The sequence below is a fragment of the Shimia sediminis genome, assembly GCF_003990645.1.
Lineage (GTDB): Bacteria > Pseudomonadota > Alphaproteobacteria > Rhodobacterales > Rhodobacteraceae > Shimia > Shimia sediminis.
The window spans coordinates 33472-58027 of the sequence record NZ_RYZK01000015.1 but is presented as its reverse complement, the minus strand read 5'-3'; the positions used below and the strand labels follow the sequence as shown (position 1 = coordinate 58027).

The 24556-nt window shown below is 59.0% G+C and carries 23 protein-coding genes; 16 read left to right on the top strand and 7 right to left on the bottom strand.

Annotated features, from left to right (window positions below; genetic code table 11):
• Nucleotides 1-34: 34 nt before the first annotated feature.
• The gene (locus EK369_RS20140) at nt 35-721 is read right to left on the bottom strand and encodes a GNAT family N-acetyltransferase (RefSeq protein ID WP_206198129.1); all 687 of its coding nucleotides are present in this window, start codon (nt 719-721) and stop codon (nt 35-37) included.
• A 142-nt stretch (nt 722-863) separates the two neighbouring features.
• On the opposite strand from EK369_RS20140, the gene EK369_RS20135 reads away from it, so the two are divergent.
• Nucleotides 864-2261, top strand: coding sequence for a mechanosensitive ion channel family protein (locus EK369_RS20135; protein WP_127116070.1), 1398 nt, complete (start codon nt 864-866; stop codon nt 2259-2261).
• Here EK369_RS20135 and EK369_RS20130 read toward each other — a convergent pair.
• Nucleotides 2252-3484: a tetratricopeptide repeat protein gene (locus tag EK369_RS20130; protein ID WP_127116069.1), complete on the bottom strand. Its 1233-nt coding sequence runs from the start codon at nt 3482-3484 to the stop codon at nt 2252-2254. The genes EK369_RS20135 and EK369_RS20130 overlap by 10 nt on opposite strands.
• A 236-nt stretch (nt 3485-3720) precedes the next feature.
• Here EK369_RS20130 and rsfS point away from each other — a divergent pair, with 236 nt between their 5' ends.
• The 3 genes from rsfS (at nt 3721) to EK369_RS20115 (ending at nt 5515) form a co-directional block, all read left to right on the top strand.
• Nucleotides 3721-4101: a ribosome silencing factor gene (rsfS, locus tag EK369_RS20125; protein ID WP_127116068.1), complete on the top strand. Its 381-nt coding sequence runs from the start codon at nt 3721-3723 to the stop codon at nt 4099-4101.
• 33 nt (nt 4102-4134) lie between these two features.
• Complete coding sequence (rlmH, locus tag EK369_RS20120) at nt 4135-4611, top strand: 23S rRNA (pseudouridine(1915)-N(3))-methyltransferase RlmH (protein WP_127116067.1); 477 nt, start codon at nt 4135-4137, stop codon at nt 4609-4611.
• Nucleotides 4612-4912: 301 nt separating this feature from the next.
• Nucleotides 4913-5515, top strand: coding sequence for a hypothetical protein (locus tag EK369_RS20115; RefSeq protein WP_127116066.1), 603 nt, complete (start codon nt 4913-4915; stop codon nt 5513-5515).
• A 257-nt stretch (nt 5516-5772) separates the two neighbouring features.
• Here the strand turns inward: EK369_RS20115 and EK369_RS20110 are convergent, their stop codons facing one another.
• The gene (locus EK369_RS20110) at nt 5773-6483 is read right to left on the bottom strand and encodes a DUF599 domain-containing protein (protein ID WP_127116065.1); all 711 of its coding nucleotides are present in this window, start codon (nt 6481-6483) and stop codon (nt 5773-5775) included.
• Between the two features lie 85 nt (nt 6484-6568).
• Between EK369_RS20110 and EK369_RS20105 the strand changes: the two genes are divergently transcribed.
• From EK369_RS20105 to EK369_RS20080, 6 genes are all read left to right on the top strand, one after another.
• On the top strand, nt 6569-8008 hold the full coding sequence (locus EK369_RS20105) for an FAD-linked oxidase C-terminal domain-containing protein (RefSeq protein ID WP_127116064.1): 1440 nt from the start codon (nt 6569-6571) through the stop codon (nt 8006-8008).
• A 41-nt stretch (nt 8009-8049) separates the two neighbouring features.
• Nucleotides 8050-9186, top strand: a complete 1137-nt coding sequence (locus EK369_RS20100; RefSeq protein WP_127116086.1) for an FAD-binding protein — start codon at nt 8050-8052, stop codon at nt 9184-9186.
• A 5-nt stretch (nt 9187-9191) separates the two neighbouring features.
• Nucleotides 9192-10514, top strand: coding sequence for a glycolate oxidase subunit GlcF (gene glcF, locus EK369_RS20095; protein WP_127116063.1), 1323 nt, complete (start codon nt 9192-9194; stop codon nt 10512-10514).
• Between the two features lie 90 nt (nt 10515-10604).
• On the top strand, nt 10605-11405 hold the full coding sequence (locus tag EK369_RS20090; protein WP_127116062.1) for a trypsin-like serine peptidase: 801 nt from the start codon (nt 10605-10607) through the stop codon (nt 11403-11405).
• Nucleotides 11406-11540: 135 nt separating this feature from the next.
• Nucleotides 11541-12008: an Hsp20 family protein gene (locus tag EK369_RS20085; RefSeq protein WP_127116061.1), complete on the top strand. Its 468-nt coding sequence runs from the start codon at nt 11541-11543 to the stop codon at nt 12006-12008.
• Between the two features lie 103 nt (nt 12009-12111).
• Entirely contained in the window at nt 12112-13335 is a 1224-nt protein-coding gene (locus EK369_RS20080; protein ID WP_127116060.1) for an MFS transporter, read from the top strand.
• A gap of 125 nt (nt 13336-13460) precedes the next feature.
• Here the strand turns inward: EK369_RS20080 and EK369_RS20075 are convergent, their stop codons facing one another.
• Both EK369_RS20075 and EK369_RS20070 read right to left on the bottom strand, forming a co-directional pair.
• Nucleotides 13461-15404 (bottom strand): YfbK domain-containing protein, encoded by a 1944-nt coding sequence (locus tag EK369_RS20075; protein WP_127116059.1) that lies wholly within the window; start codon nt 15402-15404, stop codon nt 13461-13463.
• Nucleotides 15401-15937, bottom strand: a complete 537-nt coding sequence (locus EK369_RS20070; protein ID WP_127116085.1) for an RNA polymerase sigma factor — start codon at nt 15935-15937, stop codon at nt 15401-15403. Before EK369_RS20070 ends, EK369_RS20075 begins: the two co-directional genes overlap by 4 nt.
• Nucleotides 15938-16172: 235 nt before the next feature.
• Between EK369_RS20070 and EK369_RS20065 the strand changes: the two genes are divergently transcribed.
• Complete coding sequence (locus EK369_RS20065; protein ID WP_127116058.1) at nt 16173-16580, top strand: globin domain-containing protein; 408 nt, start codon at nt 16173-16175, stop codon at nt 16578-16580.
• Here EK369_RS20065 and EK369_RS20060 read toward each other — a convergent pair.
• Nucleotides 16577-18052 carry an NAD-dependent succinate-semialdehyde dehydrogenase gene (locus tag EK369_RS20060; RefSeq protein WP_127116057.1) on the bottom strand — a complete coding sequence of 492 codons (1476 nt, stop codon included), beginning with the start codon at nt 18050-18052 and terminating at the stop codon, nt 16577-16579. The genes EK369_RS20065 and EK369_RS20060 overlap by 4 nt on opposite strands.
• Nucleotides 18053-18146: 94 nt before the next feature.
• Between EK369_RS20060 and EK369_RS20055 the strand changes: the two genes are divergently transcribed.
• Complete coding sequence (locus EK369_RS20055; protein ID WP_127116056.1) at nt 18147-18956, top strand: hormone-sensitive lipase; 810 nt, start codon at nt 18147-18149, stop codon at nt 18954-18956.
• On the top strand, nt 18953-20536 hold the full coding sequence (locus tag EK369_RS20050; RefSeq protein WP_127116055.1) for a GMC family oxidoreductase: 1584 nt from the start codon (nt 18953-18955) through the stop codon (nt 20534-20536). The genes EK369_RS20055 and EK369_RS20050 overlap by 4 nt, the downstream gene beginning before the upstream one ends.
• Nucleotides 20537-20826: 290 nt before the next feature.
• Here EK369_RS20050 and yghU read toward each other — a convergent pair whose 3' ends face one another.
• Nucleotides 20827-21705 (bottom strand): glutathione-dependent disulfide-bond oxidoreductase, encoded by an 879-nt coding sequence (gene yghU, locus EK369_RS20045; protein ID WP_127116054.1) that lies wholly within the window; start codon nt 21703-21705, stop codon nt 20827-20829.
• Between the two features lie 197 nt (nt 21706-21902).
• Here yghU and EK369_RS20040 point away from each other — a divergent pair, with 197 nt between their 5' ends.
• From EK369_RS20040 to EK369_RS20030, 3 genes are all read left to right on the top strand, one after another.
• A complete protein-coding gene (locus EK369_RS20040; RefSeq protein WP_164727060.1) occupies nt 21903-22565 on the top strand; it encodes a TetR/AcrR family transcriptional regulator in 663 nt (220 codons plus the stop codon).
• A 1-nt stretch (nt 22566) separates the two neighbouring features.
• Nucleotides 22567-23601, top strand: coding sequence for an alcohol dehydrogenase catalytic domain-containing protein (locus EK369_RS20035; protein WP_206198128.1), 1035 nt, complete (start codon nt 22567-22569; stop codon nt 23599-23601).
• A 79-nt stretch (nt 23602-23680) separates the two neighbouring features.
• Nucleotides 23681-24556 (top strand): branched-chain amino acid ABC transporter permease, encoded by an 876-nt coding sequence (locus tag EK369_RS20030; protein ID WP_127116052.1) that lies wholly within the window; start codon nt 23681-23683, stop codon nt 24554-24556.

Below are 24556 nucleotides of genomic sequence, written 5' to 3'. Positions count from 1 at the left end.
GTCCGTCACATGTGGCGGGCAATTTGTCCAAACGCTATTGAGCGGCCCGAAACATCGGAAACAGAGGCGGGGCGTGATCGGCCTTGATTAAACCCATTTCCCGAAAGCCAAAGCGTTTGTACAGCGGCAGGTTTGCGGGGTTTGTCGACTCCAGGTAGGCAGGTCTTCCATCCGCGTCACAGCGTTTGAGGCAGGACTCAAGCAACGCGCCCCCCAACCCTTTTCCCTGGCGAAACGGATCGACCGCAATAAAGGCCAAATGCCAGCAATCCTCGTCGGGATGATATGTATCCATCTGGCCAAAGGTTTCGAACAAGGCATCATGCTTTTCTGGTGCCACCGTTTGCTCGAAACAGGCAACAAGACGGTCCTCGTCTGGGTGAACACCCGGCGGAAGCCAAAGTGCGCCCGCGGTGAAATCATCATTTCGAAAGGCACCACCATGTTCAAAGGCGCGCCCTCCGAACAAGTCCATGACGCGTGGGAAGTGGGTCAGAAAACCGCCCGGTTCAGGATAAAGCCAACGCATGAACGGGTCTGCAGAAAACCCAAGAGCTAGTCCGCTTAGTAAACTGTCTGCTTCACTTCGGTTTGACGTTGTAAGCATGAGAAATCCCTGTCCCTCCAGTGTGATTTCCGGGTTCGAGCCTGCAAGCAGTATAGGCTGGTTGTCAAATGCGCGGTTTTTCGTCCCTCTCCAGCAACGATGGATGATTGCCACGAGCCTCACCCCACCACCACCTGCAACACCTCTCAATGACCACCGGTGGCCGCACGATCGCAGCCCAACGGCCTGTTTCCCCGCATTCCCCCTTGCCCGCACCTTGACCCCCATGCAAACCTGACCCCAAGGAAAGGGCCGCATGGAAGAAGACGCAACCGCCACCGAAGACACCACCACCACCACGCTTGAGGCGGTCGAGCAGCCTGCCGAAGTCGTGGCCGAGCCGGATACGCAGGAAATCGCGCTGGGCATCTGGGCACAGGCCGAGACCTTCCTGTCAGGGCTCTACCGCCCATGGAACGCCTATCAGGTTGCCATTGCGCTGATCCTTCTGGCGCTGGCGTTGCTCTTGGCCCGTATCTTCAAGCCCCGCCTGCACGAATGGATGCGGGACCGCGAGGGCTGGCCGAAATGGCGCTATCGCTACATGCTGATGGTGCACCGGCGCATGGCGCTGATCTTCTTCTTTGTGCTGATCTGGCTCACCGTCCTGATCATGCGCGAGGTGACATGGCCCAGCCGCTCGTATCTGCTCGCCATTCTTGCCAACCTGTCGACCGCATGGCTGGTGGTCGTGGTGGTTCTGCGGCTGGTCAACAACGCATTCCTGCGCGCGGTGTTGCGCTATGGGGCATGGGTCTGGGTCACGGTGTCGATCCTCGGGCTGTCGGACGAGACCATGCAGCTCATGGACAGCGCCGCGATTGAGTTGGGCGATGCCCGCATCTCGGCCTGGGTCGCGGCCAAGGCGGTGCTCATGCTGGGGCTCACCATTGCCGTGGTGCGCGTCCTGTCACGCAAGACCGCCACCACGATCCAGAGCAATGACAGCGTTTCGCCAACCATGCAGGTGCTGGTGGTCAAGACGCTTCAGGTCATCCTCTATGGCCTTGCCTTCATCATCGGCCTGCGCACGCTGGGCTTTGATCTGCGCGGCCTTGCGGTGCTCTCGGGCTTTATCGGTGTCGGCCTTGGCTTTGGCCTGCAAAAGGTGGTCTCCAACCTGGTCTCGGGCATCATCATCCTCCTGGATCGCTCGATTAAACCCGGCGACGTGATTTCTCTGGGGGACACCTTTGGCTGGATCAACTCGCTTGGCGCCCGTTATGTCAGCGTCGTCACCCGTGACGGCAAAGAGTTCCTGATCCCCAACGAAGACCTGATTACGGGGCAGGTGGTGAACTGGTCCCACACCAACTCATATGTACGGCTCGATATCTACTTTGGCACGGCCTATGATGATGACCCCCACAAGGTGCGCAAGATTGCCATTGATGCGGCCAAATCCGTCAAACGCGTGCTGACCTATCCCAACACGCCGGTCTGCCATATCGTCGGCTTTGGCGACAGCAGTGTCGACTATATCCTGCGCTTCTGGATCGAGGACCCGACCGGAGGCCTCACCAACATCCGGGGCAATGTCTATCTGGCCCTCTGGGATGCCTTCCAGGAACATGGTATCTCGATCCCCTTCCCACAGCGCGAACTCCGCATGCTCGGGGACGAGGGGGGCGACACGCCCGCGCCTCAGTCGTAGGCCAGCGCCGTTCTGGCATCGTCATGCCCCATGCGCGCGGCCACCTTCAGATACGTCAGATAGGCCTCGGGGTCCTTGGTCACCGCCACGCCGTCGCGATACATCCCGGCAAGCTCCCAGGCCGCCGCTGCGTGGTCGGCCTCAATCGCTATCTCGTAAAACTCGCGCGCTGCCCGGCCGTCCTGTTCTGCCACATAACCGTCCCGATACCACCGGGCCACGATCAACGCCGCATCGTCGTAATCCGCTATTGCGGCGGCTGACATATACTCTAACGCGGTGACATGGTCGCCCGCGCCATCGCCGAACTCGGCCAGAAACTCGGCATAGGCATATTGCGCCAGGATGTTGCCCGCCTCGGCCCCTTGCCGGAACAGATCACCGGCGTGGCCCATATCATCGGTGCCGTATTCACCGTCTCTGTAAATGATGCCCAGATGGTTGAACGCCATGCCATACCCCAGGTCCGCCGCCGCGCCCAAGGCTTCAAGCACGCGCCGGTCCCCGGCCTTGTCATAGGCGCGTCCCAACAAGTACAGCACCTGCCCATTGTCCGGCAGCATCTCGCGCGCCCACTCACAGCGCGCCACGGCCTCGCTTGCATCAATGTCACCCCACGCCACTCCGGCAAAACTGCTCTCGGGGTCGCGGGGATGCGCCACGGCCGCCGCGCAATGCATCAGCGCCTGCTCCATGTCCGACTCTTCCTGCACAAACGCGTGGTTGCTCTCGTAACCGACGGTTTCCACATGATCCAGGGCCGCCCGCGATCCCGTCATCGGAAACACAAAGCGGTCCAGCCCCACATGCACCGTCCAGCTGTCCGCAGCCTTGGCCCTGTCGACAAAGGCCTGGTCCAGCCGGAAAGTGGTGATCAGCCCGCCGCTGTCATGCGGGTCCTGCAGGATGCCCCCGGCAAGCGTGCCGGTGTCCAGCTTGTCGACGCTGCCATCCGCATGGGACAGAACGTTGATCAGTTGAATGTCACGACGGGCGCTGGGCACGATAATGGTGGTTTTCCATTGCAACGTCTCTGCGCTCATCTGAACGATGATCTCGCCCTTGGGAGTGATGACATAGGCAATCGGGAAATTCTCATCAAAGTTGCCATCCCCCCAGGTCGGCGCGACCCAGACCTCCTCTTGCGCCTGCGCCGGGGCGACCAGCGCCAGCAATGGCAGGGCAAGACACGTGACAATGGCCACAACAAGACGTGATTTCATGAAACCCCCGATCTGCGCAATTCGCATTTGTTAACGTTATCAAGACGATGCCACATTGCAAGCTTTGCGCGCCTGCGTCGCTGTTGCACAAAGGCGCATATCCGCCATCCTTTTCCGGCGGATGTCCGGGGCCGCATTGAGAATTCGCATGTCCGATGCTATCTTGACCCTACGCCCGGCGCCGGGGCTTTGCGGCGCGCAGAAAGGAGGGCAGATCTCTGTCTCTTAACACCGACGTGGCTCAGGCCACTTCCGATCCCGTAGGAAACGGGGCCCGGACCGACGCAACCAGCGAAGAACTGCTGGCGCGTATCTTAACTTCACTCGAAGAAGACAAAGCCGAAGACATCGTGCAGATCGACCTGCGCGGCATTTCCGCTATTGGCGATGCCATGGTGATCTGCACCGGCCGGTCTTCCCGTCAGGTGGTGTCAATTTCGGAAAAGCTGGTCGACCGGCTGAAAACCGAATTTGGTCGCCTGTCCAAGATCGAAGGCAAAGAGACCGGCGACTGGGTGCTGATCGACACCGGCGACGTGATCGTTCACGTGTTCCGTCCCGAGGTCCGCGAGTTCTATCAGCTCGAGAAGATGTGGATGCCAGGCGGCTCCGCCTGAGCCTGACAACGGGCGACACGCCCGGAGATAGTAATGCCGTTACGTGTGCATATCTGCGCCGTGGGCCGGTTACGGTCCGGTCCCGAGCGCGACCTCCTCGACGATTATCTGACACGGTTTGACCGCACCGGGCGGGCCCTTGGCCTTGGCCCGGTCTCCGTGCACGAGGTCGAGGACAAGAAAGGCGGCGGCATGGCCACCGAGGCAACGCTTCTGTCCGGCGTCATCCCCAAGGGCGCGGTGATCTGCGCGCTGGATGAACGCGGCAAACTGATGTCCTCACCCGATTTTGCCACCATGCTGGGCGGCTGGCGCGACGCGGGGCGCGGCGACCTCGCCTTTGTCATCGGCGGCGCGGATGGCATTGACCCCACCTTGCGCGCACAGGCCGACGCCAAACTGTCCTTTGGCAAGATGGTCTGGCCCCACATGCTCGCCCGCGTGATGCTGTCGGAACAACTCTACCGCGCAGCGTCGATCCTGGCCGGGGCACCGTATCATCGGGTGTGACGGGGCTTTGTTCCACCCTTGCGCGGAGACAAGGCCGCAGGCCGCCGCGCGTGTCCCAGACCGCAGTCCGGCAATCGCGCGACCTGCGTGACATGACGAATGTCCGGTTTGAGCCCACTTCGACGTTGAAATGTCTTTGGGTATTGGACATTCTCCACTCTCAGAATAGGGACCGCCCAAGAATTTACAGTGATATGAACATACTTTTTAGAAAAGGATTTTCGTCTTGCCGTCAGAACAATGCCGTAGGTTTGAATGGGATGCCTGTTTCTATCTAAAGACAATTTGTTATTTGATCTGTTTGTCGTTTACGCAGGCGCAGCTTGTTACTCCAGCGTCTGCTGAAAGCCTGCAAGCTCTCAACTTGTGTGCCGCAATGGAAGCGCGCCTAGAAAATGAGGGCCAAGCAGAATTAGATTATGATGGTTTGGAAGATTGCATACTCATGGAGCAAGTGCTGCTCCTTTCAACGGAATTTCCCCAAACCGTATCTAATTTTCGCGAACATATGGGTGAAGACACCTATCCGGTGTCTTTGTATTTTGCATTCAAGGCATCAAATGACGGGCGAGTTATTGAGGCATTTTCCCAAGCCGATATGGCTTTGCAAAACGCAATTCAATTTTTTACCCGTAGCAAAGATCACCAACGAGGAGAGGTTTATGTTTCCCTAATTTCGGATTGGCGGAACAACTCCTTACTGCCTGTCATTGAAGGTGAAGATAACAGATCCCAATTCGCGAACATTTACGAGAAGCGGTATGCAAAACACATAACGATCCCGGCGGAAAGTAAGTTGATGCTGAAGTGCTTGATCATGAATGATCCACTGATAGGAAATCTCGCAAAGGTCGTTAACAGTCCTAGGTTAACAGCCTGTTTGGAATCCAGAATGGGCCATTGATGTTCAGGAGGCTGACTGAGCCAGCATCCAAACTGTAAATGGCAGCTCTGTCCGCATCGCAGACCTCGAAACTCTCACGAGCAGACACAAAACATCGAGTGCAACCCTCGGGACGGTTGATGTTGAAGAAATCGTTAAAAAGGACCCGTGTTTCTTAACATAATCTTTTGTACAAAATGGAGAGTCACCCTCAAAAATGTTGTACAAAATGGTCATTTTGCCATTTCGCCGCAAAATTAACCCGATCTTGATAAAGATTACCCGCCCATCCCGTCAGTGGGGTTCAGCATGACAGCCCGCGAGTGCGAGGCGAATTCGCGTCGCCACAGCACAAAGAGCGTCAAAAGAGACGCCAGAATCAATGGGATAGCTCCAAACAGCCAGGCGCTTGCGGCCAGGCTGAAATAAACCGAGCGCATGGCGCGGTTAAAGCTTTTGGCCGCTGTGATGTTGATTTCACTGGCTTTTTCCGCCCTCGGCAGGGCCGCGGGGTCATTCGGGTCATTGGGCACGGCGGACATGACAACGGAACAGTAACCAAACAGCCGGTGGGCCCAGACGAACTTAAGAAAAGCGTTTGAAATCAACAGGATCACAAGGATCAGCTTGATCTCGATGACAAAGGTCGGTGCCTTCATCATTGCGAATTCACTGGCAACGCCCGACAATTGGTCAGGATTACCAACCAACGCCAGCCCACCCCCGATGGCAATCATTGTTGCCGAGGCAAAAAACGAGGTGCCCTGACGCAGGTTTGCAAGGATCTGCGCATCGAACACACGTGGGGTCCGGTCAACCAGATGCACCATCCATTCCCGCCGGTATCTGACCATGATCGTCGACAGGCTTGGTTTTGATTTTGGTGCATTTTCAATGAGATACCCAATCCCCAGCCAACAGATCAGCAACAGTCCAACAGCTGTCAGATCAAGCGTGGAAAACAGGTCAAAGCGTTCCGTCCAGGTCATATCTTACCCTAGCGCAGGAAGAAGAGGCTTGCCAGATGTGAATTTTGGTTATATTTCCTTACCAATCTTATGAAGGAGACTCGCCGTGGAGATGCCCGCCCCGGACCCCTCGATCCTCGCCCGCAAAGCCCGCATCGTCGAGCGTTTGCAAAAAATACTGCCAAAACAAGCGGTTATCGAAGATGAGGTCGAAACCCGAGCCTACGAATGCGACGCCCTAACCGCCTATCGCTGCCCTCCGCTGGTCGCGGTTTTACCGGCCTCGACCGAAGAGGTTTCGGCCGTTCTGAAGATCTGCCATGACGAGGGCGTGCCCGTGGTGCCGCGCGGGGCGGGGACGTCGTTGGCTGGCGGGGCTTTGCCTACGGCGGATTCGGTTATCCTTGGGGTGTCACGGATGACGGAAGTCCTTGAAACAGATTATGAAAATCGGTTTATCCGGGTTCAGTCCGGACGCACAAATCTCAGCGTTTCCGGGGCGGTTGAAGAAGAAGATTTCTTCTACGCGCCGGACCCATCTTCGCAGTTGGCCTGCGCCATCGCGGGCAATATTGCGATGAATTCGGGCGGTGCGCATTGTCTGAAATACGGCGTCACGACCAACAACCTCATGGGTGTTACCATGGTCATGATGGACGGGGAGATCGTCGAGATCGGCGGCGCGCATCTGGACGCGGGTGGGCTCGATCTGTTGGGTCTGATCTGCGGTTCCGAAGGACAGTTGGGCGTCGTGACCGAGGCGACGCTTCGTATCCTGCGCAAGCCCGAAGGGGCGCGCCCGGTTCTGATCGGGTTTGATGATATTGTCGTTGCAGGACAATGTGTTAGCGACATCATCAAGGCGGGTATTCTGCCTGTGGCGATTGAGTTCATGGACCGCCCCTGCATCCGCGCAACCGAGGCGTTTGCGGGCGCGGGCTATCCCGATTGCGAGGCCCTGCTGATCGTCGAGGTCGAAGGCAGCGCAGAAGAGATCAGCGCGCAACTGGAGCGCATCATCGCGATTGCACGGACGCACAACCCGGTCGAACTGCGTGAAAGCGGCTCGGCCGAAGAGAGCGCCAAGATCTGGCTGGGCCGGAAATCGGCCTTTGGGGCCATGGGGCAAATCAATGATTACATGTGCTTAGATGGCACGATCCCGGTTTCCCAACTGCCGCATGTGCTGAAACGCATTGGCGAGATGAGCAAAGAGTACGGGCTGGACGTGGGCAATGTGTTCCACGCCGGAGACGGAAACATGCATCCGCTGATCCTGTTTGATGCCAACAAACCGGGGGATCTGGAGCTGTGCGAAGCCTTTGGCGCGGACATCCTGAAACTCTGTGTCGAGGTGGGCGGATGTCTGACCGGCGAGCACGGGGTTGGGATTGAGAAACGCGACCTCATGGTGGATCAATATGCGCCGCAGGACCTGGATATTCAGATGGCCGTGAAGGACGTGTTTGACCCCAGATGGTTGCTCAACCCGGCCAAGGTGTTCCCTCTCGCGTCGAGTGAAGAACGCCGGATTGCAGCGGAATAAGCGACTGACTTTATTGGGTATTTAGGACCAGTAAGAAGATGATGAAACCTGAAAATGAGACGGCCCTGGCCGAGATGGTAAAGGGCGCCAAGGGGCCGTTGCGGGTTATCGGTGGCGGGACGCGCAACATCGGTGCGCCGGTTGTGGGCGAGACCCTGTCAGCTGCGGGTTTGAGCGGTGTGACTCTGTATGAGCCGGGCGCGCTTACTCTCGTTGCAGGGGCTGGTACCCCCGTGGCCGAGATCGAGGATGTGCTGGCCCAAGAGGGGCAGCGTTTGGCCTTTGAGCCGATGGATCATCGTGGGCTGTTGGGCACTCAGGGTGAGCCAACAATTGGCGGTGTGGTGGCGGGCAACGTCTCGGGGCCGCGCCGCATCCAGGTTGGGGCCTGCCGGGATTCGTTGCTTGGCGTGCGGTTTGTGGACGGCGCTGGTCGGGTTCTAAAAAATGGTGGCCGCGTGATGAAGAACGTCACAGGCTATGATCTGGTAAAGTTGATGGCGGGGAGCTGGGGCACGTTGGGGGTACTCAGCGAAGTGTCGTTGAAAGTACAGGCGATCCCGGAAACGACAGGCTGCGTGCTGCTTTACGGGCTGGATGAGGTGGCGGCGGTTTCGGCGATGAGCGCAGCGCTGGGTTCGCCCTATGACATTTCGGGCGCGGGACATGCGCCGGTGGGTGTAGACGGTCATCCGGTGACAATGATCCGGATTGAGGGGCTGGATGCTTCGGTTTCCTATCGCGCCGATAAGTTGAAGGCCCTGTTTGCCAACAGCGGCGCAGAGATTCATGTAGAGCGCGACCCGGCCAAGGTAACCGAAGGGTGGCGTTGGCTGCGGGATGTGGCGCCGATGCACGGCGGTACAAGTGCGGTGTGGCGGTTGTCAGTCAAACCCTCGGATGCGCCTGCCATAGTTGCTGCGCTGCGCGAGGTGTCTGGCGACCTCAAAGTGCTCTACGATTGGGGCGGTGGTCTGGTGTGGATCGAAGCCCCGGAAGGGGTTGATCCGCGGACCGTTGAGTTTGCCGGTCATGCGACTTTGGTGCGCGGGTCAGAAAGTTTGCGGGCGGCAATGCCGGTATTCCATCCAGAGCCAGCGCCTGTGGCAGCAATTGCACAAGGCCTGCGTGATAAGTTTGATCCGCGCGGCATTCTTAATCCGGGACTGATGGGGTAGGGCCGATGCAGACGACGTTTACCGAAAAGCAGTTGCAGGATCCGGGCACACAGCGGGCCAATGAGATACTGCGGTCTTGTGTGCACTGCGGGTTTTGCACGGCGACTTGCCCGACCTATCAGGTTTTGGGAGATGAGCTGGATTCACCACGCGGGCGCATCTATCAGATCAAGGACATGCTGGAGAACGAGCGTGATCCGGACCCGAAAACGGTGCTGCACATTGATCGCTGCCTGTCGTGTCTGGCCTGTATGACGACCTGCCCGTCGGGGGTGCACTACATGCATCTGGTGGATCACGCGCGGGAATACATCGAGGGTAAGTACAAGCGGCCCTTTATGGATCGCATGCTACGCTGGACGCTTGCGCGTATTTTGCCCTATCCGACGCGGTTTCGCTTGGCGCTCTTGGGGGCTAAGATCGGACGTCCATTTGCCTTTCTGATGCCGGATGCGCGGCTCAAGGCGATGCTGGAGATGGCGCCAAGGCATATCCCGCCGGTCAGCCGCAATGATGATCCTCAGAGCTTTGCTCCGGAGGGGGCACGCAAAAAGCGGGTGGCGCTGATGACGGGCTGTGCGCAAAAGGCGCTGAACACCGACATCAACGACGCGACGATCCGATTGCTGACGCGGTTGGGGTGCGAAGTTGTGGTGGCCGAAGGTGCGGGCTGTTGCGGGGCGCTGACACATCACATGGGCAAGACAAAAGAGAGCCACGGCACGGCCGCCAAGAACATCCGCGCCTGGGTGAAAGAGATGGACGGCGAGGGGCTGGACGCGATTGTCATCAACACGTCAGGGTGTGGCACCACCGTCAAGGATTACGGCTTCATGTTCCGCAATGAGCCTCTGGCAGAGGATGCCAAGCGGGTGAGTAACATCGCCAAGGACGTCTCGGAGGTGTTGATGACGCTCGATCTGCCGGAAGGCGCAGACAAGGGCACGACCGTGGCCTATCACGCGGCCTGCTCGTTGCAGCACGGACAGCAGATCAAGACATACCCCAAGGATCTGCTAAAGCGGGCAGGCTACAAGGTCGTGGAGCCTGCGGACAGCCATTTGTGTTGCGGTTCAGCCGGGACTTACAACCTGATGCAGCCGGAGATTTCCAAGCAGTTGAAAGAGCGCAAGGTCACCACGTTAGAGGCCAGGAACCCGGATATTATCGCGGCGGGTAACATTGGCTGCATGATGCAGATAGGCGGCGGCACCGACGTGCCGATTGTACACACCGTTGAGTTGCTGGACTGGGCGACCGGTGGGCCGCAGCCGCCCGCATTGACGGCCGAAGGTAAGCGCAAGCCTCAGATCCCGATTTTGCGGTAAGTATTGGGGCGGACCTGATCCGCCCCTATTCCTGCCCTATTCCTGCCTTGTCCGCCTGTTATCCGGAGCGGACCAAGACAAGGGGCGCCCATGGTCCGCATGCTTTCAAAACTGGTATTTGCGCTGTTTCTGGCAGCGAGCGCCCATGCGGGTGACTCGGATCTGCGCCGAATGGATACCGGAGATCAGGCGCAGGGCTGGGAGGCTGTGGGGCGTTTAGAGCTGAATGGGCGTGGTTTTTGTACCGGGGCGTTGATTGCGCCCGACCTGGTGCTGACGGCGGCGCATTGTCTTTATGACAAGTCCACCGGCAATCGTCTGCGTGTGGATCAGATCGAATTTAGGGCCGGGTGGCGCAATGGCCGCGCCGAGGCTTACCGCGAAGTGCGCCGGGCCGTTCAACATCCGGACTATGTGTTCCGGGCCTCAAAAGGGGCCGAGCGCGTGATGAATGATCTGGCCGTGTTGGAACTCTACCATCCGATCCGCAATACCCGCGTGGTGCCGTTCGAGACCACCGCCCGGTTGGGGCGTGGATCTGAGGTTGGCGTTGTCTCATACGCCGAAGACCGCGCCGAAGCGCCGTCGTTTCAAAAGATGTGCACCGTTTTGGGCGAAGAGCGTGGCATCTATGTGATGTCTTGCGACGTGAATTACGGCAGCAGCGGCGCTCCGGTTTTTTCCTTTGATCATGGGCAGGTGCGGATTGTGTCGGTGGTTTCGGCCAAGGCGCATTATGAAAACCAACCCGTAGCGCTGGGCGTGGCACTGAACGGCCCGCTGGAGCAGCTGATGGCCGAGTTGCGGACCAGAGCAAAGCCGGTCATGCGGCGCCTGGGGCAGGGCGGAGACAAAGCCGGGTCTGGCGCGAAATTCGTGCGAGTGGACTAAGCACAAAAACCTCTTGAAATCACCTTTGAGCACACACACCTAGACTGTGTCGGGACGCCGAATTCGGGTTCCGCAACGCACTGCCTGTCCCTTGGGAAGGCGTAATCTGTTGTCGCTCATGATGGAGGATAACCCATGAGAAGTTTTGATTTTGCCCCTCTTTATCGGTCGTCGGTTGGTTTCGACCAAATTGCCAACATGATGGACCGCGTGCTGTCCAATGAAGGCAGCCAGAACAGCTACCCCCCCTATAACATCGAAAAAACCGCGGAAGATGCCTATCGCATCTCCATTGCGGTGGCCGGTTTTTCCGCCGAGGACCTCGGGATCGAGGTCAAACAGAACGCGTTGGTTGTAACCGCGCGTAAAGCGGATGAGACCGAAGAAAAGACCTATTTGCATCGCGGCATCGCCACCCGCGCGTTTGAGCGCCGCTTTCACCTCGCGGACCATGTGCGCGTGACCGGTGCGAGCCATGCTGACGGTATGCTGCACATTGATCTGGAACGCGAAATCCCCGAGGCACTCAAGCCGCGCCGGATTGAGATTGCCAGTGGCGCGCAGATTGAAAAAGACGTGGTTGAGGCCAAGGCCGTCAACTGACGCGGAAAACGTTTGTTTCGCTAGAAGTCGCCCCCGGTTGGTTCCCAGCCGGGGGTTTTGCTGTGTCTTGCCTTCTGGTGCGGGGTAACCCACAGTCCGCGCATTGTCTGACCGGAAGACGCGCGTGAATTTTGCAGCCCTGAAATCCCCGAATTTCCGCACCTATGTGAGTGGCAGCCTGATGGGTCTGCTGTCCTTGTGGATGCATCGTGTAACCAGTGGTTGGCTGGCGTGGGATCTGACCGGCTCGGCCAGTTTCGTTGGCTTGATCGCGCTGGTTCAATTCGCGCCTGCCATCGTTTTGTCACCTCTGTTTGGTGTGTGGGCCGACAGGTTGGACATAAAGCGCTCGGCGATCACGGTGCAGTCGTTGAACTTTCTCGTATCGTTGAGTTTCTGGATTGTATTTGCCTTGGGCTGGCTCAGTCCGGTGCTGCTGGTGGGTTTGACCACCGTTGCGGGGATCACGGCGGCGGCGAGCCATCCGGTGCGGATGTCGCTGACCCCAAGGTTGGTCAAGCGCGAGCTGATTGGGTCGGTGGTGACCATCGTCGCGATCAATTTCAATGTGGCACGGCTGGTGGGCCCCGCGTTGGGCGGCCTGTTGATTGGCCTGTTTGGCGTCGCGACCACCCTGTTCGTACAAGCTGCGCTATATGTGCCATTTCTGATTGTTCTGACCCGGCTGACCCTGCGACCCCGACGGGACAGCGGATCTGCCGGTGAGCCCTTTTCCAAGGCGCTGACCTCGGGGTTTCGGCATGTCTGGCGCACGCCTGTGATCTGGCGGGCGATGGTGACGGCGGGCGTGCTGTCGGTGATTGCCAGAGGAACGCTGGAAATCCTGCCGCCTTTGGCCGATGGTGTTTTTCAGCGAGGGGCGGAAGGCTTGGGCGTCCTGTTGTCTGCTACGGGAATCGGCGCCCTGATCGGAGGCGTGTTCAAAGGGTTCCTGCCAGCACAAGAGCCGGGTCAGATCCCCAAATTGTCGCTGGGATTTGTCCTGGTCGGATTGGCACTGGTGCCTGTGTTGGGGCAAGTGGAGGTCTGGGAGCTGGCGCTGGTGACCGTGGCCGCGATGGCCTTTGTCACCACGCTGACAGCGATCTCGATGCAGACCGCGATCCAGTTGGTTCTGGAGGACGACATGCGGGGGCGGGTCATGAGCCTTTGGGCGGTTGTTGCCGCGGGCGGGTCAGCGCTCGGCGCGGGCGTTTTAGGTGTCACGGCAGATGTGATCGGCTATGCGGATACGCTGTTTTGGGCGGGTACGACAGCCAGTATCGGTTTGGCTGGGTACTTTGCCTATATCCTGGGACAAAGGTAGGTCGGACATATTTGTCCGACCTACGTGGTGCGATGAAAAACACACGCACTTTGGTGCGCCCGGCCCAGGTCTGCTCACGGATCAGGGGCCGGGCGCGTAAGGCTCTGGCTGAGTGAGGTCCGAGCCTATTCCTGTGCGGCGAGGCTTTGGGCCAGCCGCATCAGTTGCACTGCCTCTGCGCGATATCCGTAGTTGTCGCTGCCGCGCGCGCCGTTGGCCAGTGCGATGGCGTCCCCCCAGCTCCAATCGCCGAGGTAGCGGTCGTCTTTGAGCAGCTGACCAAACCCGGCAATGGCGGTGGCAAATCGCATCTCGGCACTGGCCGTGCCAGAGACTGAGATCGGGGTTTCGATCAATTGACTGGTGTCTTCTCCGGGTTGCTTGTAGCGCAGTTTGAGGTATCCCAGTTCGTCCGAAGTGCCGGGTTCGGGTTTCGACCCATAACGCAGGGGATCGGTCAGGCGCGCCGCTGAGTCGACCGGGGTGATCTCGTAGAGGGCGGTAACCGAGTGGCCCGCGCCAATCTCGCCAGCGTCCACCTTGTCGTTGTTGAAATCCTCGCGGTTCAAGAGGCGGGTTTCATAGCCGATCAGACGGTATTCAGCCACCTGCGCCGGGTTGAACTCGACCTGGATCTTGACGTCGTTGGCGATCGGGAAGAGCGCGCCGGTCAGCTGATCAACGAGCACTTTTTGTGCTTCATTGAGGGTGTCGATATAGGCTGCCTGCCCATTCCCGTTCTGCGCCAGGGCCTGCATCGTCGCGTCATCCAGATTGCCGCGACCAAAGCCCAACACGGACAGATACGTGCCGCTGTCACGTTTCTTGGCGATGTAGTCTTTCAGGGCCTCGGGGTCCGAGAGACCGACGTTAAAGTCGCCATCCGTGGCCAGGATCACGCGGCTGACTTCGCCGTCTTCCTGCATGGACGCGGCCACGGCATAGGCCTGTTGCAACCCCTCCTGACCCGCCGTCGAGCCGCCTGCGCCCAATTGGTTCAGTGCGGCAAGAATGGCCTTTTTGTCGCTTGCAGGTGTCGGGGCGAGAACCTGCCCGGCAGACCCTGCATAAGCCACGATGGCGACGCTGTCTTCCGGCTCGAGTTGCGACAGCATCAGCGCGAAGCTTTGTTTCAGCAGGGGCAGCTTGTCAGGATCATTCATGCTGCCCGAGGTGTCGATCAGAAAGACGAGGTTCAGGGCCGGGCGACCTTCAACTGCCGGAAGCTGGCCCTGGAGGCCGATGTGCACAATCTGGGTGTTGGCATTCCAGGGGGTCTGGAAGCTGGTGATATGAGTATAAAAGGGGGCTTCACCCGTGGTGGGGGCGTCGTAGGCATAGGGGAAATAGTTCACCATCTCCTCGATGCGCACCGCATCGGGGTTGGGCAGGTAGCCGCTCAGGATCGAATTGCGCACCACGCCATATGAGGCGGTGTCGACGTCAATGGAAAAGGTCGACACCGGCTCTTCTGCGGTGATCTTCAAAGGGTTGGTTTCGGCGTCGGGATAAGCTTCTGTATTGGGTTCGGCTTGCGGCAGGAAAACCTGTGGGGGCGAGATGTAGGAATAGCCGGGTGACACCTCGGGCTGAGAATTACCCATGTTGGTCACGTCATCCAGGCTGAGCGGGGCCAGTTCTCTGGTCATCTTGCGCTGTTCGGTTAGAACGGGGGCAGGCGCCGGTTGCGGAATGGCATGTGCGACAGAGTCCTGTCCCATCGTGGTTTCTTGTTGAACGGCAGGCTCCTGTCGCGGCTTCAATACGTCTCCTGCATCGCGAACTCGGGGCAGGTCGGGCAGGTAGACGACCAGCCCAACTGCAACAAGGGCGGTGGTGGCTGTCAGCGTGGCTTTGGCCGGGAAAGATTTCAGCATGTCGAATAGTCCTCTGAAGCGCCCCGGTTTCGAGGCATCAGAGGTGAGACGCGCACCATCACGCGATCCTTGGAGATCGGCAAAGTTTTTTTGCGCCAACGCGAGGTTTTCAGCCTTGCGCGTCGTATCCGGCGCAGGGGTGGCAGAGGTCATTGCTGATTTGAGGTCGTTGAGATCGAGGTCGTCGCTCATGCGCTTTCCTCCTTTTCTTTCAGCGCTTTGAGGTGTTTTTTGGCTTCGGATATCCGCCAGCTTACGGTGCCTTCGGATATCCCAAGCACCTCGCCCACCTCGGCGTGTGTCATGTCGTCCAGGACCAGCGCGAGCGTATCGCGCAGGTCCTCGGACAGGGCGCGCATAGCGCGGGTCAGCCAGTCGATGCGGTCCGTTGTTTCGGCGTTTTCAGCCTGTCGTGCCAGTTCCCAGTCGCCCCAACCGTCCGCCGCCCTGGCGTGGCTGGCCTGTTTGCGACGGCGATCGTGGGCGGCGTTGACGACAACACGATACAGCCATGTCGTGAACCGCGCGCGCGCGTCAAAACGCGTCAGCTTGGCGGGTAGGGCGGCACAGATGTCCTGGGTCAGGTCTTCGGCCTCGGCTTGCGCGCCTGTCAGTCGGAAACACAGCGCAAAGACACGGTCATAGTGGCGCGCGAGAAGGCTGGCAAAGGCTTCGCCATCGCCGTCTGCGGCCTGTCCCGCCAGTCTTTCGTCGCTTGTTTCCATCCGCATGTTACCTGTAGGACGCGCGCCGTTTGGCAATCCTTGGAAAAAACTTTGCCGTGAGAAGTGCGCAAGGTCAAAAGGGAAGTGGCAGCGGGGAACGCCATGGCGGTCTTGCGGTCAGGAACAGGGTGTTTGTGGTGTCTTTTTTGCTGGGTAAGTGCTTTGGTTGTGAGGAAAACTTTAACCTGAGGGCGTTAGATTGGCGGGGAGCAGCCAGTAAGGATCGGAACGCCAGATGGATCGTCAGCAAATCGACTTGATTCAATCGAGTTTTGAACGCGCCTATCGAGACAAGGCCAAGATTTCGACGTTGTTTTATGAAAATCTGTTTGCGGCAATGCCCGAAGCGCGTGAGATGTTTCATGAGGACATGCATGTGCAAAGACAGATGTTTGCCAGCATCCTTGTGATGATCGTCAAGTTGCTGAACCAGTCAGAAGCGATGCGGGGTGTGGCCAGAAAATTGGCGCATGCGCATGCACGTTTCCATGTAAGTCGCGAACAGTTTGATTGTGCGGGTGAAGCGTTGATTGATGCCTTGGCAGAGGTGGGCGGAGACCAGTTCACACCGGATACCGCCCAAGCCTGGCGTCAGGCCATGCAGGTTCTGTTTGACTGCATGGCCGAAGAGATGCCGGTTTAGACCGACATGCAGATGTATTTCATCTCGAGGTAATCTTCGATGCCGTGGTGGCTGCCTTCGCGTCCCAGGCCGGATTGTTTGACGCCACCAAAGGGGGCAACCTCGGTCGAGATGATGCCGGTGTTAACGCCGACGATGCCGTACTCCAGCGCTTCGGCCACTTTGTAAACCCGGCTGAGATCCTTGGCATAGAAGTAAGAGGCTAGGCCAAAGATTGTGTCATTGGCCATCGCGATGACCTCGTCTTCGTTTTCGAATTTGAAGAGCGGGGCGAGGGGGCCAAAGGTCTCATCCGTCGAGAACAGCATGTCCGGAGTGGCGCCGGTCACAATGGTCGGCTGGAAGAAGGTGCCGCCCAGTTCGGAGGGATTGCCACCCAGGATGATCTCGCCGCCCTTGGCTTTGGCGTCGGCGATGTGTTCTTCAACCTTCACAACCGCATCGGCGTTGATCAGCGGGCCAAAAATGGTGCCCTCGTCAAGGCCGTCGCCGACCTTCATGGTCTCAATGCGAGCTTTCAATTTGGCGGCGAAGGCGTCGTAGACACCGGATTGCACGTAGATGCGATTGGCGCAGACGCAGGTCTGACCGTTGTTACGGAACTTGCACATGATCGCGCCTTCGACGGCGGCGTCGAGGTCGGCGTCATCAAACACGATGAAAGGCGCGTTGCCGCCCAGTTCCATCGAGCATTTCATGATACTGTCAGCGGCCTGGCGCAGAAGAATGCGCCCAACTTCGGTCGAGCCTGTAAAGGTCAGTTTGCGCACAGCGTCGTTTTCGCAGAACTCTTTGCCCACCTCGGACGAGCGCGACGAGGGTACAATGTTCAGCACGCCTGCCGGGATGCCTGCGCGTTCGGCGAGCACGCCCAGCACGATGGCGGAAAGCGGGGTTTCTGCGGCAGGACGGGCGACAAAGGAACAGCCAGCGGCGAGCGCCGGGCCGGCCTTGCGGGTGATCATCGCGTTGGGGAAATTCCATGGCGTGATCGAGGCCGCCACGCCGATAGGCTGCTTGATGACCGTGATACGCTTGTCACGTTGGTGGCCCGGGATGGTTTCGCCGTAGATGCGCTTGGCCTCTTCAGCAAAAAACTCAATGAACGAAGCACCATAGGCGATCTCACCCACTGCTTCGGCCAGGGGTTTGCCCATTTCGGCGGTCAGGATGATGCCGAGGTCTTGCTGGTTCTCCATCATCAGGTCGAACCACTTGCGCAGGACATTGGCGCGTTCCTTGCCAGTCCATTGCGCCCATTCTTTCTGAGCGGTCTCGGCCTGGGCAATGGCGCCAGCGACCTGTGCGCGGCTGAGGTCGGCCACCTGGGCCACGACATCGCCGCGGGCCGGGTTGGTCACGTCAAAGGTGCCGTTGTCCCCATCGACCCATTGGCCGCCGATATAGGCGCGGGTTTCCAGCAGGCTCGGGTCCTTGAGCAGGGACTTGAGGTCGGTGAGGGTGTCGAGCATCGAGAATTCTCCGAAATATGATGGCATCGGCACTCTAGATGTGGCTAGGGTGGCGACGCAATTGTTCTGTTCAGATAATTAACAAGGCAACTAAATGAGTCAACACCCGCTGGACGATGCATATGCCAATGGCGCGTATATCCCCGATGCCGCAGGTTATCCGCCGCGTTGGGCCCAAGAGGCCGCGACTTTTCGGGAAACCCTGGCCGAGGCAGGGCGTTTGCAGGCGGACATCCCCTATGGTGAAGGCGCACGCGAGCGGTTGGACCTGATGAAGCCAGAGACAGCGCCCGAGGGCCTGTGTGTCTTTGTGCATGGCGGATATTGGCGGGCGTTTGACAAGTCGTCCTGGTCGCATCTGGCGTCGGGGCCTTTGGCCAGGGGCTGGGCCGTGGCGATGCCATCTTATGATCTGTGCCCGGATGTGCGGATCGCGGACATCACCCTGCAAATCCTGCGGGCGGTGACCGAGGCCGCGGCGCGGGTCGAGGGCCCTATCCTGTTGGCAGGGCATTCTGCCGGCGGGCATCTGGTGGCGCGCATGGCCTGCGAAAACGTACTGCCGTCGAACGTGGCGCGGCGGTTGAAGCATGTTGTGCCAATCTCTCCCTTGTCGGACCTGCGGCCCTTGCTGCAGACCAGCATGAACGATGATTTCCGAATGGATATGGCAACAGCCGAGGCCGAAAGCCCGGTGCTGAAACGGCGGTTGAACGTGCCGGTGACGGCCTGGGTGGGCAGCGATGAGCGCCCGGCGTTTCTGGATCAGGCGCAGTGGCTGGCCGAGGCCTGGGAGTGCGGGCATGTGGTGGAAGAGGGCTTGCATCATTTCAACGTGATTGACGGGTTGGCTGAGCCGGACAGCTTGTTGACCCAAATGCTGATCAATGGGGACCGTCCGTGACTTGGGATTACATCGTTGTTGGCGCGGGCAGCGCGGGCTGTGTTGTTGCGAACCGTTTGTCGCGGGCCGGACACAAAGTGCTGCTGTTGGAGGCCGGAGGGCGTGACAATTACCATTGGATCCATGTTCCGATGGGCTACCTCTATTGCATCGGCAACCCCAGAACCGACTGGTTATACAGGACCGCTCCTGACAAGGGGTTGAACGGGCGTTCGCTCTTGTATCCGCGTGGCAAGGTGCTGGGCGGCTGTTCTTCGATCAACGGCATGCTGTACTTGCGCGGGCAGGCTGCAGACTATGACGGTTGGCGGCAGATGGGCAATCCCGGCTGGGGTTGGGAGGACGTGCTGCCATTGTTCAAACGGGTTGAGGATTACATGGACGGCCCGTCAGAGATACACGGGGTCGGGGGCGAGTGGCACGTCGACAATCAGCGCCTGCACTGGGAGGTTCTGGACGACTGGATGGCGGCTGCGGAAGCGGCTGGAATTCGTCGCACGGATGACTTCAATGCGGGGGACAACGAGGGTGTCGGGTATTTCAAAGTCAACCAGAACAAGGGCTGGCGGCTGAATACGGCGCGGGCGTTCCTGCGGCCGGTGAAAGAGACCAGGCTCAAGGTTGAAACCCACGCGCACACCACCCGTCTGCTGATCGAAGAGGGCCGGGTTGTTGGTGTTGAGTACGAGCAAAACGGCGCCTTGAAGCAGGCCCGCTGTGAGGCCGAGGTGGTGTTGTCTGCAGGGGCGGTGAACAGCCCGCAGATCCTGCAGCTGTCGGGGATTGGGTCCGGAGACCTGTTGCGGGAACATGGGATTCCAGTGGCGCTGGATGCGCCGCAGGTTGGAGAAAACCTGCAGGACCATTTGCAGCTGCGCTGCGCGTGGAAGCTGGAAGGGGCCAAGACGCTGAATACCATGGCGAATTCGTGGATTGGCAAGGCCAAGATCGGGTTGGAGTACGTCCTGCGGCGCAGTGGGCCGATGTCCATGGCGCCCTCGCAGCTTGGGGCCTTTACCAAGTCGCGACCGGATCTGGAGACCGCGGATCTGGAGTATCATGTGCAGCCCCTGACGCTGGAAGCGTTTGGCCAGCCGTTGCATGACTTTCCGGGCATGACGGCGAGCGTGTGCAACCTGCGACCGGAGAGCCGGGGGCATGTGCGGATCGCCTCGGCCAACCCCAAGGACGCGCCGGTGATTTCCCCGAATTACCTGTCGACCGAAGGAGATCGGGCCGTGGCCGTGGCGGCGATCCGGCAGGCCCGCGAGATCATGGGCCAAGCACCCATGGCAAAGTACCGACCGGAAGAGATGAAGCCCGGGTTGACCGCGCAGGATGATGCCGAGCTGGCACAGGCTGCGGGCGACGTAGGGACGACGATTTTCCACCCGGTCAGCACAGTGCGGATGGGATCGGATGACGCTGCCCCGTTGGACCCACAGTTGCGGCTCAAGGGTTTGCGGGGGTTGCGGGTGGCGGATGCGTCGATCATGCCGACCATCACCAGCGGCAATACCAACTCGCCCACCATCATGATTGGTGAAAAAGCTGCTGAGATGATTTTGTCGGGCAGCTGATCCGGACGTGAAAGTAAAAGGTTTCTTAACGGCCTGTGCCGCATGCAAGCGCGCGCTGGTGGCGAATCGGCTGTTTTTGCAGGGGTTAATGGCCCAAACCCACGTCGGTATCGTGTCGGTACAACGTCGGTATCGCGTCGGTGCTCTGTCCGCGGTTTCGGAGCATTAACGGGCCGCGCGGTGGGAAACGCGTTGAAGATGTCTGAAAAGAGACTTGGAAATCTCTTGAACCCTTTGGGAGAGGGTCTGGGGTAGGTCGGACAAATTTGTCCGACCTACGGGCAGCAGCTTTACTGGGTGTCCGCTTCGGGTGGGGCGATCTTGTCCCAGGTTTGGGTGTCAAAATCGCTCGCGGCGTGGCGTTCGCGCAATTGCTTGTCAGCGTCGCCCCAGGCGCGGTTAACCATGACGCCACGCTTCACAGCTGGACGGTCGTTGATCTCGTTTGCCCAGCGCTGCACGTGCTCGTAGCTGGTCACGTCAAGGAACTCACCCGCCTCGTAGAGCCGTCCCAGGGCAAGCGCACCGTACCAGGACCATATGGCGATGTCGGCGATGGTGTAGTCATCTCCCACCATGTAGCGGTTGTCGGCAAGATGGCGGTTCAACACGTCCAACTGGCGCTTGGTCTCCATGGCGAAGCGGTCGATGGGGTACTGCCATTTTTTGGGTGCATAGGCGTAGAAATGGCCGAAGCCACCACCGAGGTAGGGGGCGCTGCCCATCTGCCAGAACAGCCACGAAAGCAGCTCGGCGCGGTTTTCCTGAGCACCCAGGAAGGCGCCGAAACGTTCCGCCAGATGCAAAAGGATCGCGCCGGATTCAAAAACACGCGTTGTGGTTGCTCCGCTGTGGTCCATCAGCGCAGGGATCTTTGAGTTTGGGTTCACCTCGACAAAGCCGGACCCGAATTGATCGCCGTCTCCGATGTTGATCAGCCAGGCGTCGTATTCGGCGTCAGAGTGACCGGCGGCAAGCAGCTCTTCGAGCATCACCGTAACTTTGACGCCATTGGGTGTTGCCAGTGAATACAGCTGAAAAGGGTGGTCGCCCACGGGCAGCTCTTTGTCGTGTGTTGGCCCGGCGATGGGACGGTTGATGCTGGCGAATCTGCCACCGCTTTCGGTGTCCCATGTCCAGACTTTGGGAGGGGTATAGGTCTCGGTCATTCTCTCGCGCCCTGTTGTGTCGATTTGTTCTATCTAGGCCATAAAGGCCGGAATTTCAGGGGGGAGGCAATATTTGTTTCCTCTCGGGGTCCAGGTGAGACCGCTGGAAGTTCCGTAACGTCGTCTGGCGGGAGGGAGCGTTGACAACATACCGAGTAGTATGTTTGCCTGAAGCAAGCCAAAGATGGAGTTTCTTTTTGCTTGCCACCGCCAAGATCGCCAAACCGAAGCGCTACGAGGAAATCCTCGTTGCGGCTGCCGAGTGCTTTCAAAAGCAGGGGTTCTCCGCGACGTCGATTGACACGGTTGCACGCCACTTGGGGGCAACCAAGGGGCGGATATACCACTATTTCCCGTCCAAGGTGGATCTCTTCAATGCTGTCAGGGACCGGGCCATGGAGTTGGCCTTTGACGGGATTCGCGAGGGATATGACGCCAAGCTATCCCCGGTGGAACGTTTGCATTTGATGACGCTTGGGCATGTCAAATGCATGATGCTGCACCATTCCTATATGCAGGTTCTTCTGGATGGATTGCAGATGCAGCGTTTCGGCGCGACAACGGAATTCCAGCGTGAAGCCATGGAGCGACACCTGCACGAGCGCAACACCTTCGAAACCTGGTATCGCGAGGTGATCGAGCTGGGTGTGGCCGAGGGAACGATGGCGGTACGCTCGATGTCGGTCACTCTGCAAAGTTTCCTGGTGGCGTTGAACGGCCCGGTATTCTGGTACCGGCCACGTGAGGGCGATGGTGAGGAAAAACTGAACGCCATTGCAGAAGAAGTCGTGGTGTTTGCCCTAAAGGGACTGGGCATTGACGCAGTGCCGCCTATTTCGACAATCAGCAGGGGAGCCTGACGTGAGCAACCTACCAGACACCATGTTTGCGGTTTTGCAGACCGGAGAGGGATATTCCGGGAAAGCAACAGGGCCGATCATTGACGATGCCTCGGACTACTTGGAGGCTGGCGAGGTACCGGTGCCGACACCCGGTCCCGGGCAGGTTCTTTTGAAAGTGCGGGTTGCATCGGTGAATCCGTCTGACCTGCACTTTATCAAGGGCGAATACGGGCAGCCCCGCAAAAAGGGCAACCCGGCCGGATTTGAAGGGTGTGGTGACGTTGTGGCCGCTGGCAAAGGCGCCGAAGGTCTTGTTGGCAAGCGGGTCAGCTTTGCGGTGGCGCTGGGGTGTTCCGGGGCCTGGGCCGAGTATGCAACCACCGATGCCATGAGCTGTATTCCCCTGCGTCCGGATGTGTCGGATGAGGATGGCGCGGCGCAGATCGTGAACCCTCTGACTGCGATGGCGATGGTGGATATTGCCAAGCAGGCAGGAGATGCTTTTGTCGTGTCTGCGGCGACCAGCCAACTTGGCAAGCTGATGGTGTCGCTGGGTCGGGATCTGGGTTTGAAGACCATTGCGCTGGTGCGCCGCGAAGACGCGGTGCGGCCGTTGAAAGACCTTGGCGCGACCGAAGTGCTGGTGACGACAGATCCGGATATCGTAAAGAATTTTGCCGCGGTTTCCAAAGAGCTGAAGCCACGCGTCTTCCTGGACGCGGTGTCGGATCAATTGTCCGAGCAGGTCTTTGCCGCCATGCCCAACCGGGCGCGCTGGATCAGCTATGGCAAACTGTCTGCCGAGCTGCCCAAGCTGACGCAGATGGGGCAGTTTATTTTCATGGACAAAAAGATCGAAGGTTTCTGGCTGACAAACTGGATGCGCAATACGCCGCCAGAGGATCAGATTCGCGTGATTGGTGAAGTGCAGGCCAGATTTGCAGATGGTCGATGGAAAACCGACGTTTCGGTACATCTTCCGCTACGTGACGTTGTGTCAGGTTTGGCAGATGCAACGAAAAAGACTGACGGTAAGGTGATGATTACGCCATAGTGAGATCAATGGCCGGCGGGGAAGAGGAGCCCTGCCGAGCCGAAATGTGTCGCTGGAAAACCGGCGCGGGGAGGAAAATTTGGATATTTTGCAGCTCTTGATAAGCGGGCTGGCGAATGGCTGTGTCTATGGCCTGATCGCGCTTGGCTTTGTGCTGATTTACAAGGCGACCGAGGCCGTGAACTTCGCCCAGGGTGATTTCATGATGCTTGGGGCCTTTGTCACGATTGGTCTGACAAACGCAGGTTACATGGGTATTCCATTCTGGCTGGCGGTGCCGATCTCAATCTCGATCATGGCATTGATGGGGTACCTGCTGGACCGGTTCGTCATCCGGTTGATGTTTGGGCAAAGCCAGACAGCGGTTGTCATCCTGACCATCGCCCTGGGCTTTGTGATCCGCTTTGTGGCGGGCATGATCTGGGGCCACGAGCCGCAATCGCTGGAAAACCCGCTGGCCGGCAAAGAGCTGCGCCTGGGCGAGTTGGTGCTGGGCATGGAGGATGTGGCGGTGATCGTTGTCACGATCCTGCTGACCTGGGGGCTTTATGAGTTCTTCAACCGCACCAAGATGGGGCTTGCCATGCAGGGGGCGTCGCAAAACCAGCTGGCAGCCTATTACATGGGTGTTCCGGTCAAGCGCGTGCAGGGGTTCATCTGGGCGCTGGCAGGTGCCGTGGCTTGTATCGCGGGCATCCTGTTTGCCGCCAAGGGCGCTGTCGATCCAAGCACGGGTCTGATGGGCATCAAGGCCTTTGCCGCGGCGGTGATCGGAGGCTTTGGCAGCTTGCCGGGGGCCTTGGCTGGCGGATTGATTGTGGGTGTGATTGAACCCTTTGCCAGCCGCTACATTGCCGCCGGATACAGTCAGGTTGCGCCTTATGCGCTGTTGCTGGCGGTTCTGATCTTCCGTCCACATGGTCTGTTCAGCCAAGTTCGTGTGAAGAAGGTGTAA

Coding starts and splice junctions, on each gene's coding strand:
- EK369_RS20135 (WP_127116070.1), top strand. CDS start 864: ATGGAAGAAGACGCAACCGCCACCGAAGACACCACCACCACCACGCTT.
- EK369_RS20130 (WP_127116069.1), bottom strand. CDS start 3,484: ATGAAATCACGTCTTGTTGTGGCCATTGTCACGTGTCTTGCCCTGCCA.
- rlmH (WP_127116067.1), top strand. CDS start 4,135: ATGCCGTTACGTGTGCATATCTGCGCCGTGGGCCGGTTACGGTCCGGT.
- EK369_RS20110 (WP_127116065.1), bottom strand. CDS start 6,483: ATGACCTGGACGGAACGCTTTGACCTGTTTTCCACGCTTGATCTGACA.
- EK369_RS20100 (WP_127116086.1), top strand. CDS start 8,050: ATGAAACCTGAAAATGAGACGGCCCTGGCCGAGATGGTAAAGGGCGCC.
- glcF (WP_127116063.1), top strand. CDS start 9,192: ATGCAGACGACGTTTACCGAAAAGCAGTTGCAGGATCCGGGCACACAG.
- EK369_RS20090 (WP_127116062.1), top strand. CDS start 10,605: ATGGTCCGCATGCTTTCAAAACTGGTATTTGCGCTGTTTCTGGCAGCG.
- EK369_RS20085 (WP_127116061.1), top strand. CDS start 11,541: ATGAGAAGTTTTGATTTTGCCCCTCTTTATCGGTCGTCGGTTGGTTTC.
- EK369_RS20075 (WP_127116059.1), bottom strand. CDS start 15,404: ATGAGCGACGACCTCGATCTCAACGACCTCAAATCAGCAATGACCTCT.
- EK369_RS20070 (WP_127116085.1), bottom strand. CDS start 15,937: ATGGAAACAAGCGACGAAAGACTGGCGGGACAGGCCGCAGACGGCGAT.
- EK369_RS20065 (WP_127116058.1), top strand. CDS start 16,173: ATGGATCGTCAGCAAATCGACTTGATTCAATCGAGTTTTGAACGCGCC.
- EK369_RS20060 (WP_127116057.1), bottom strand. CDS start 18,052: ATGCTCGACACCCTCACCGACCTCAAGTCCCTGCTCAAGGACCCGAGC.
- EK369_RS20055 (WP_127116056.1), top strand. CDS start 18,147: ATGAGTCAACACCCGCTGGACGATGCATATGCCAATGGCGCGTATATC.
- yghU (WP_127116054.1), bottom strand. CDS start 21,705: ATGACCGAGACCTATACCCCTCCCAAAGTCTGGACATGGGACACCGAA.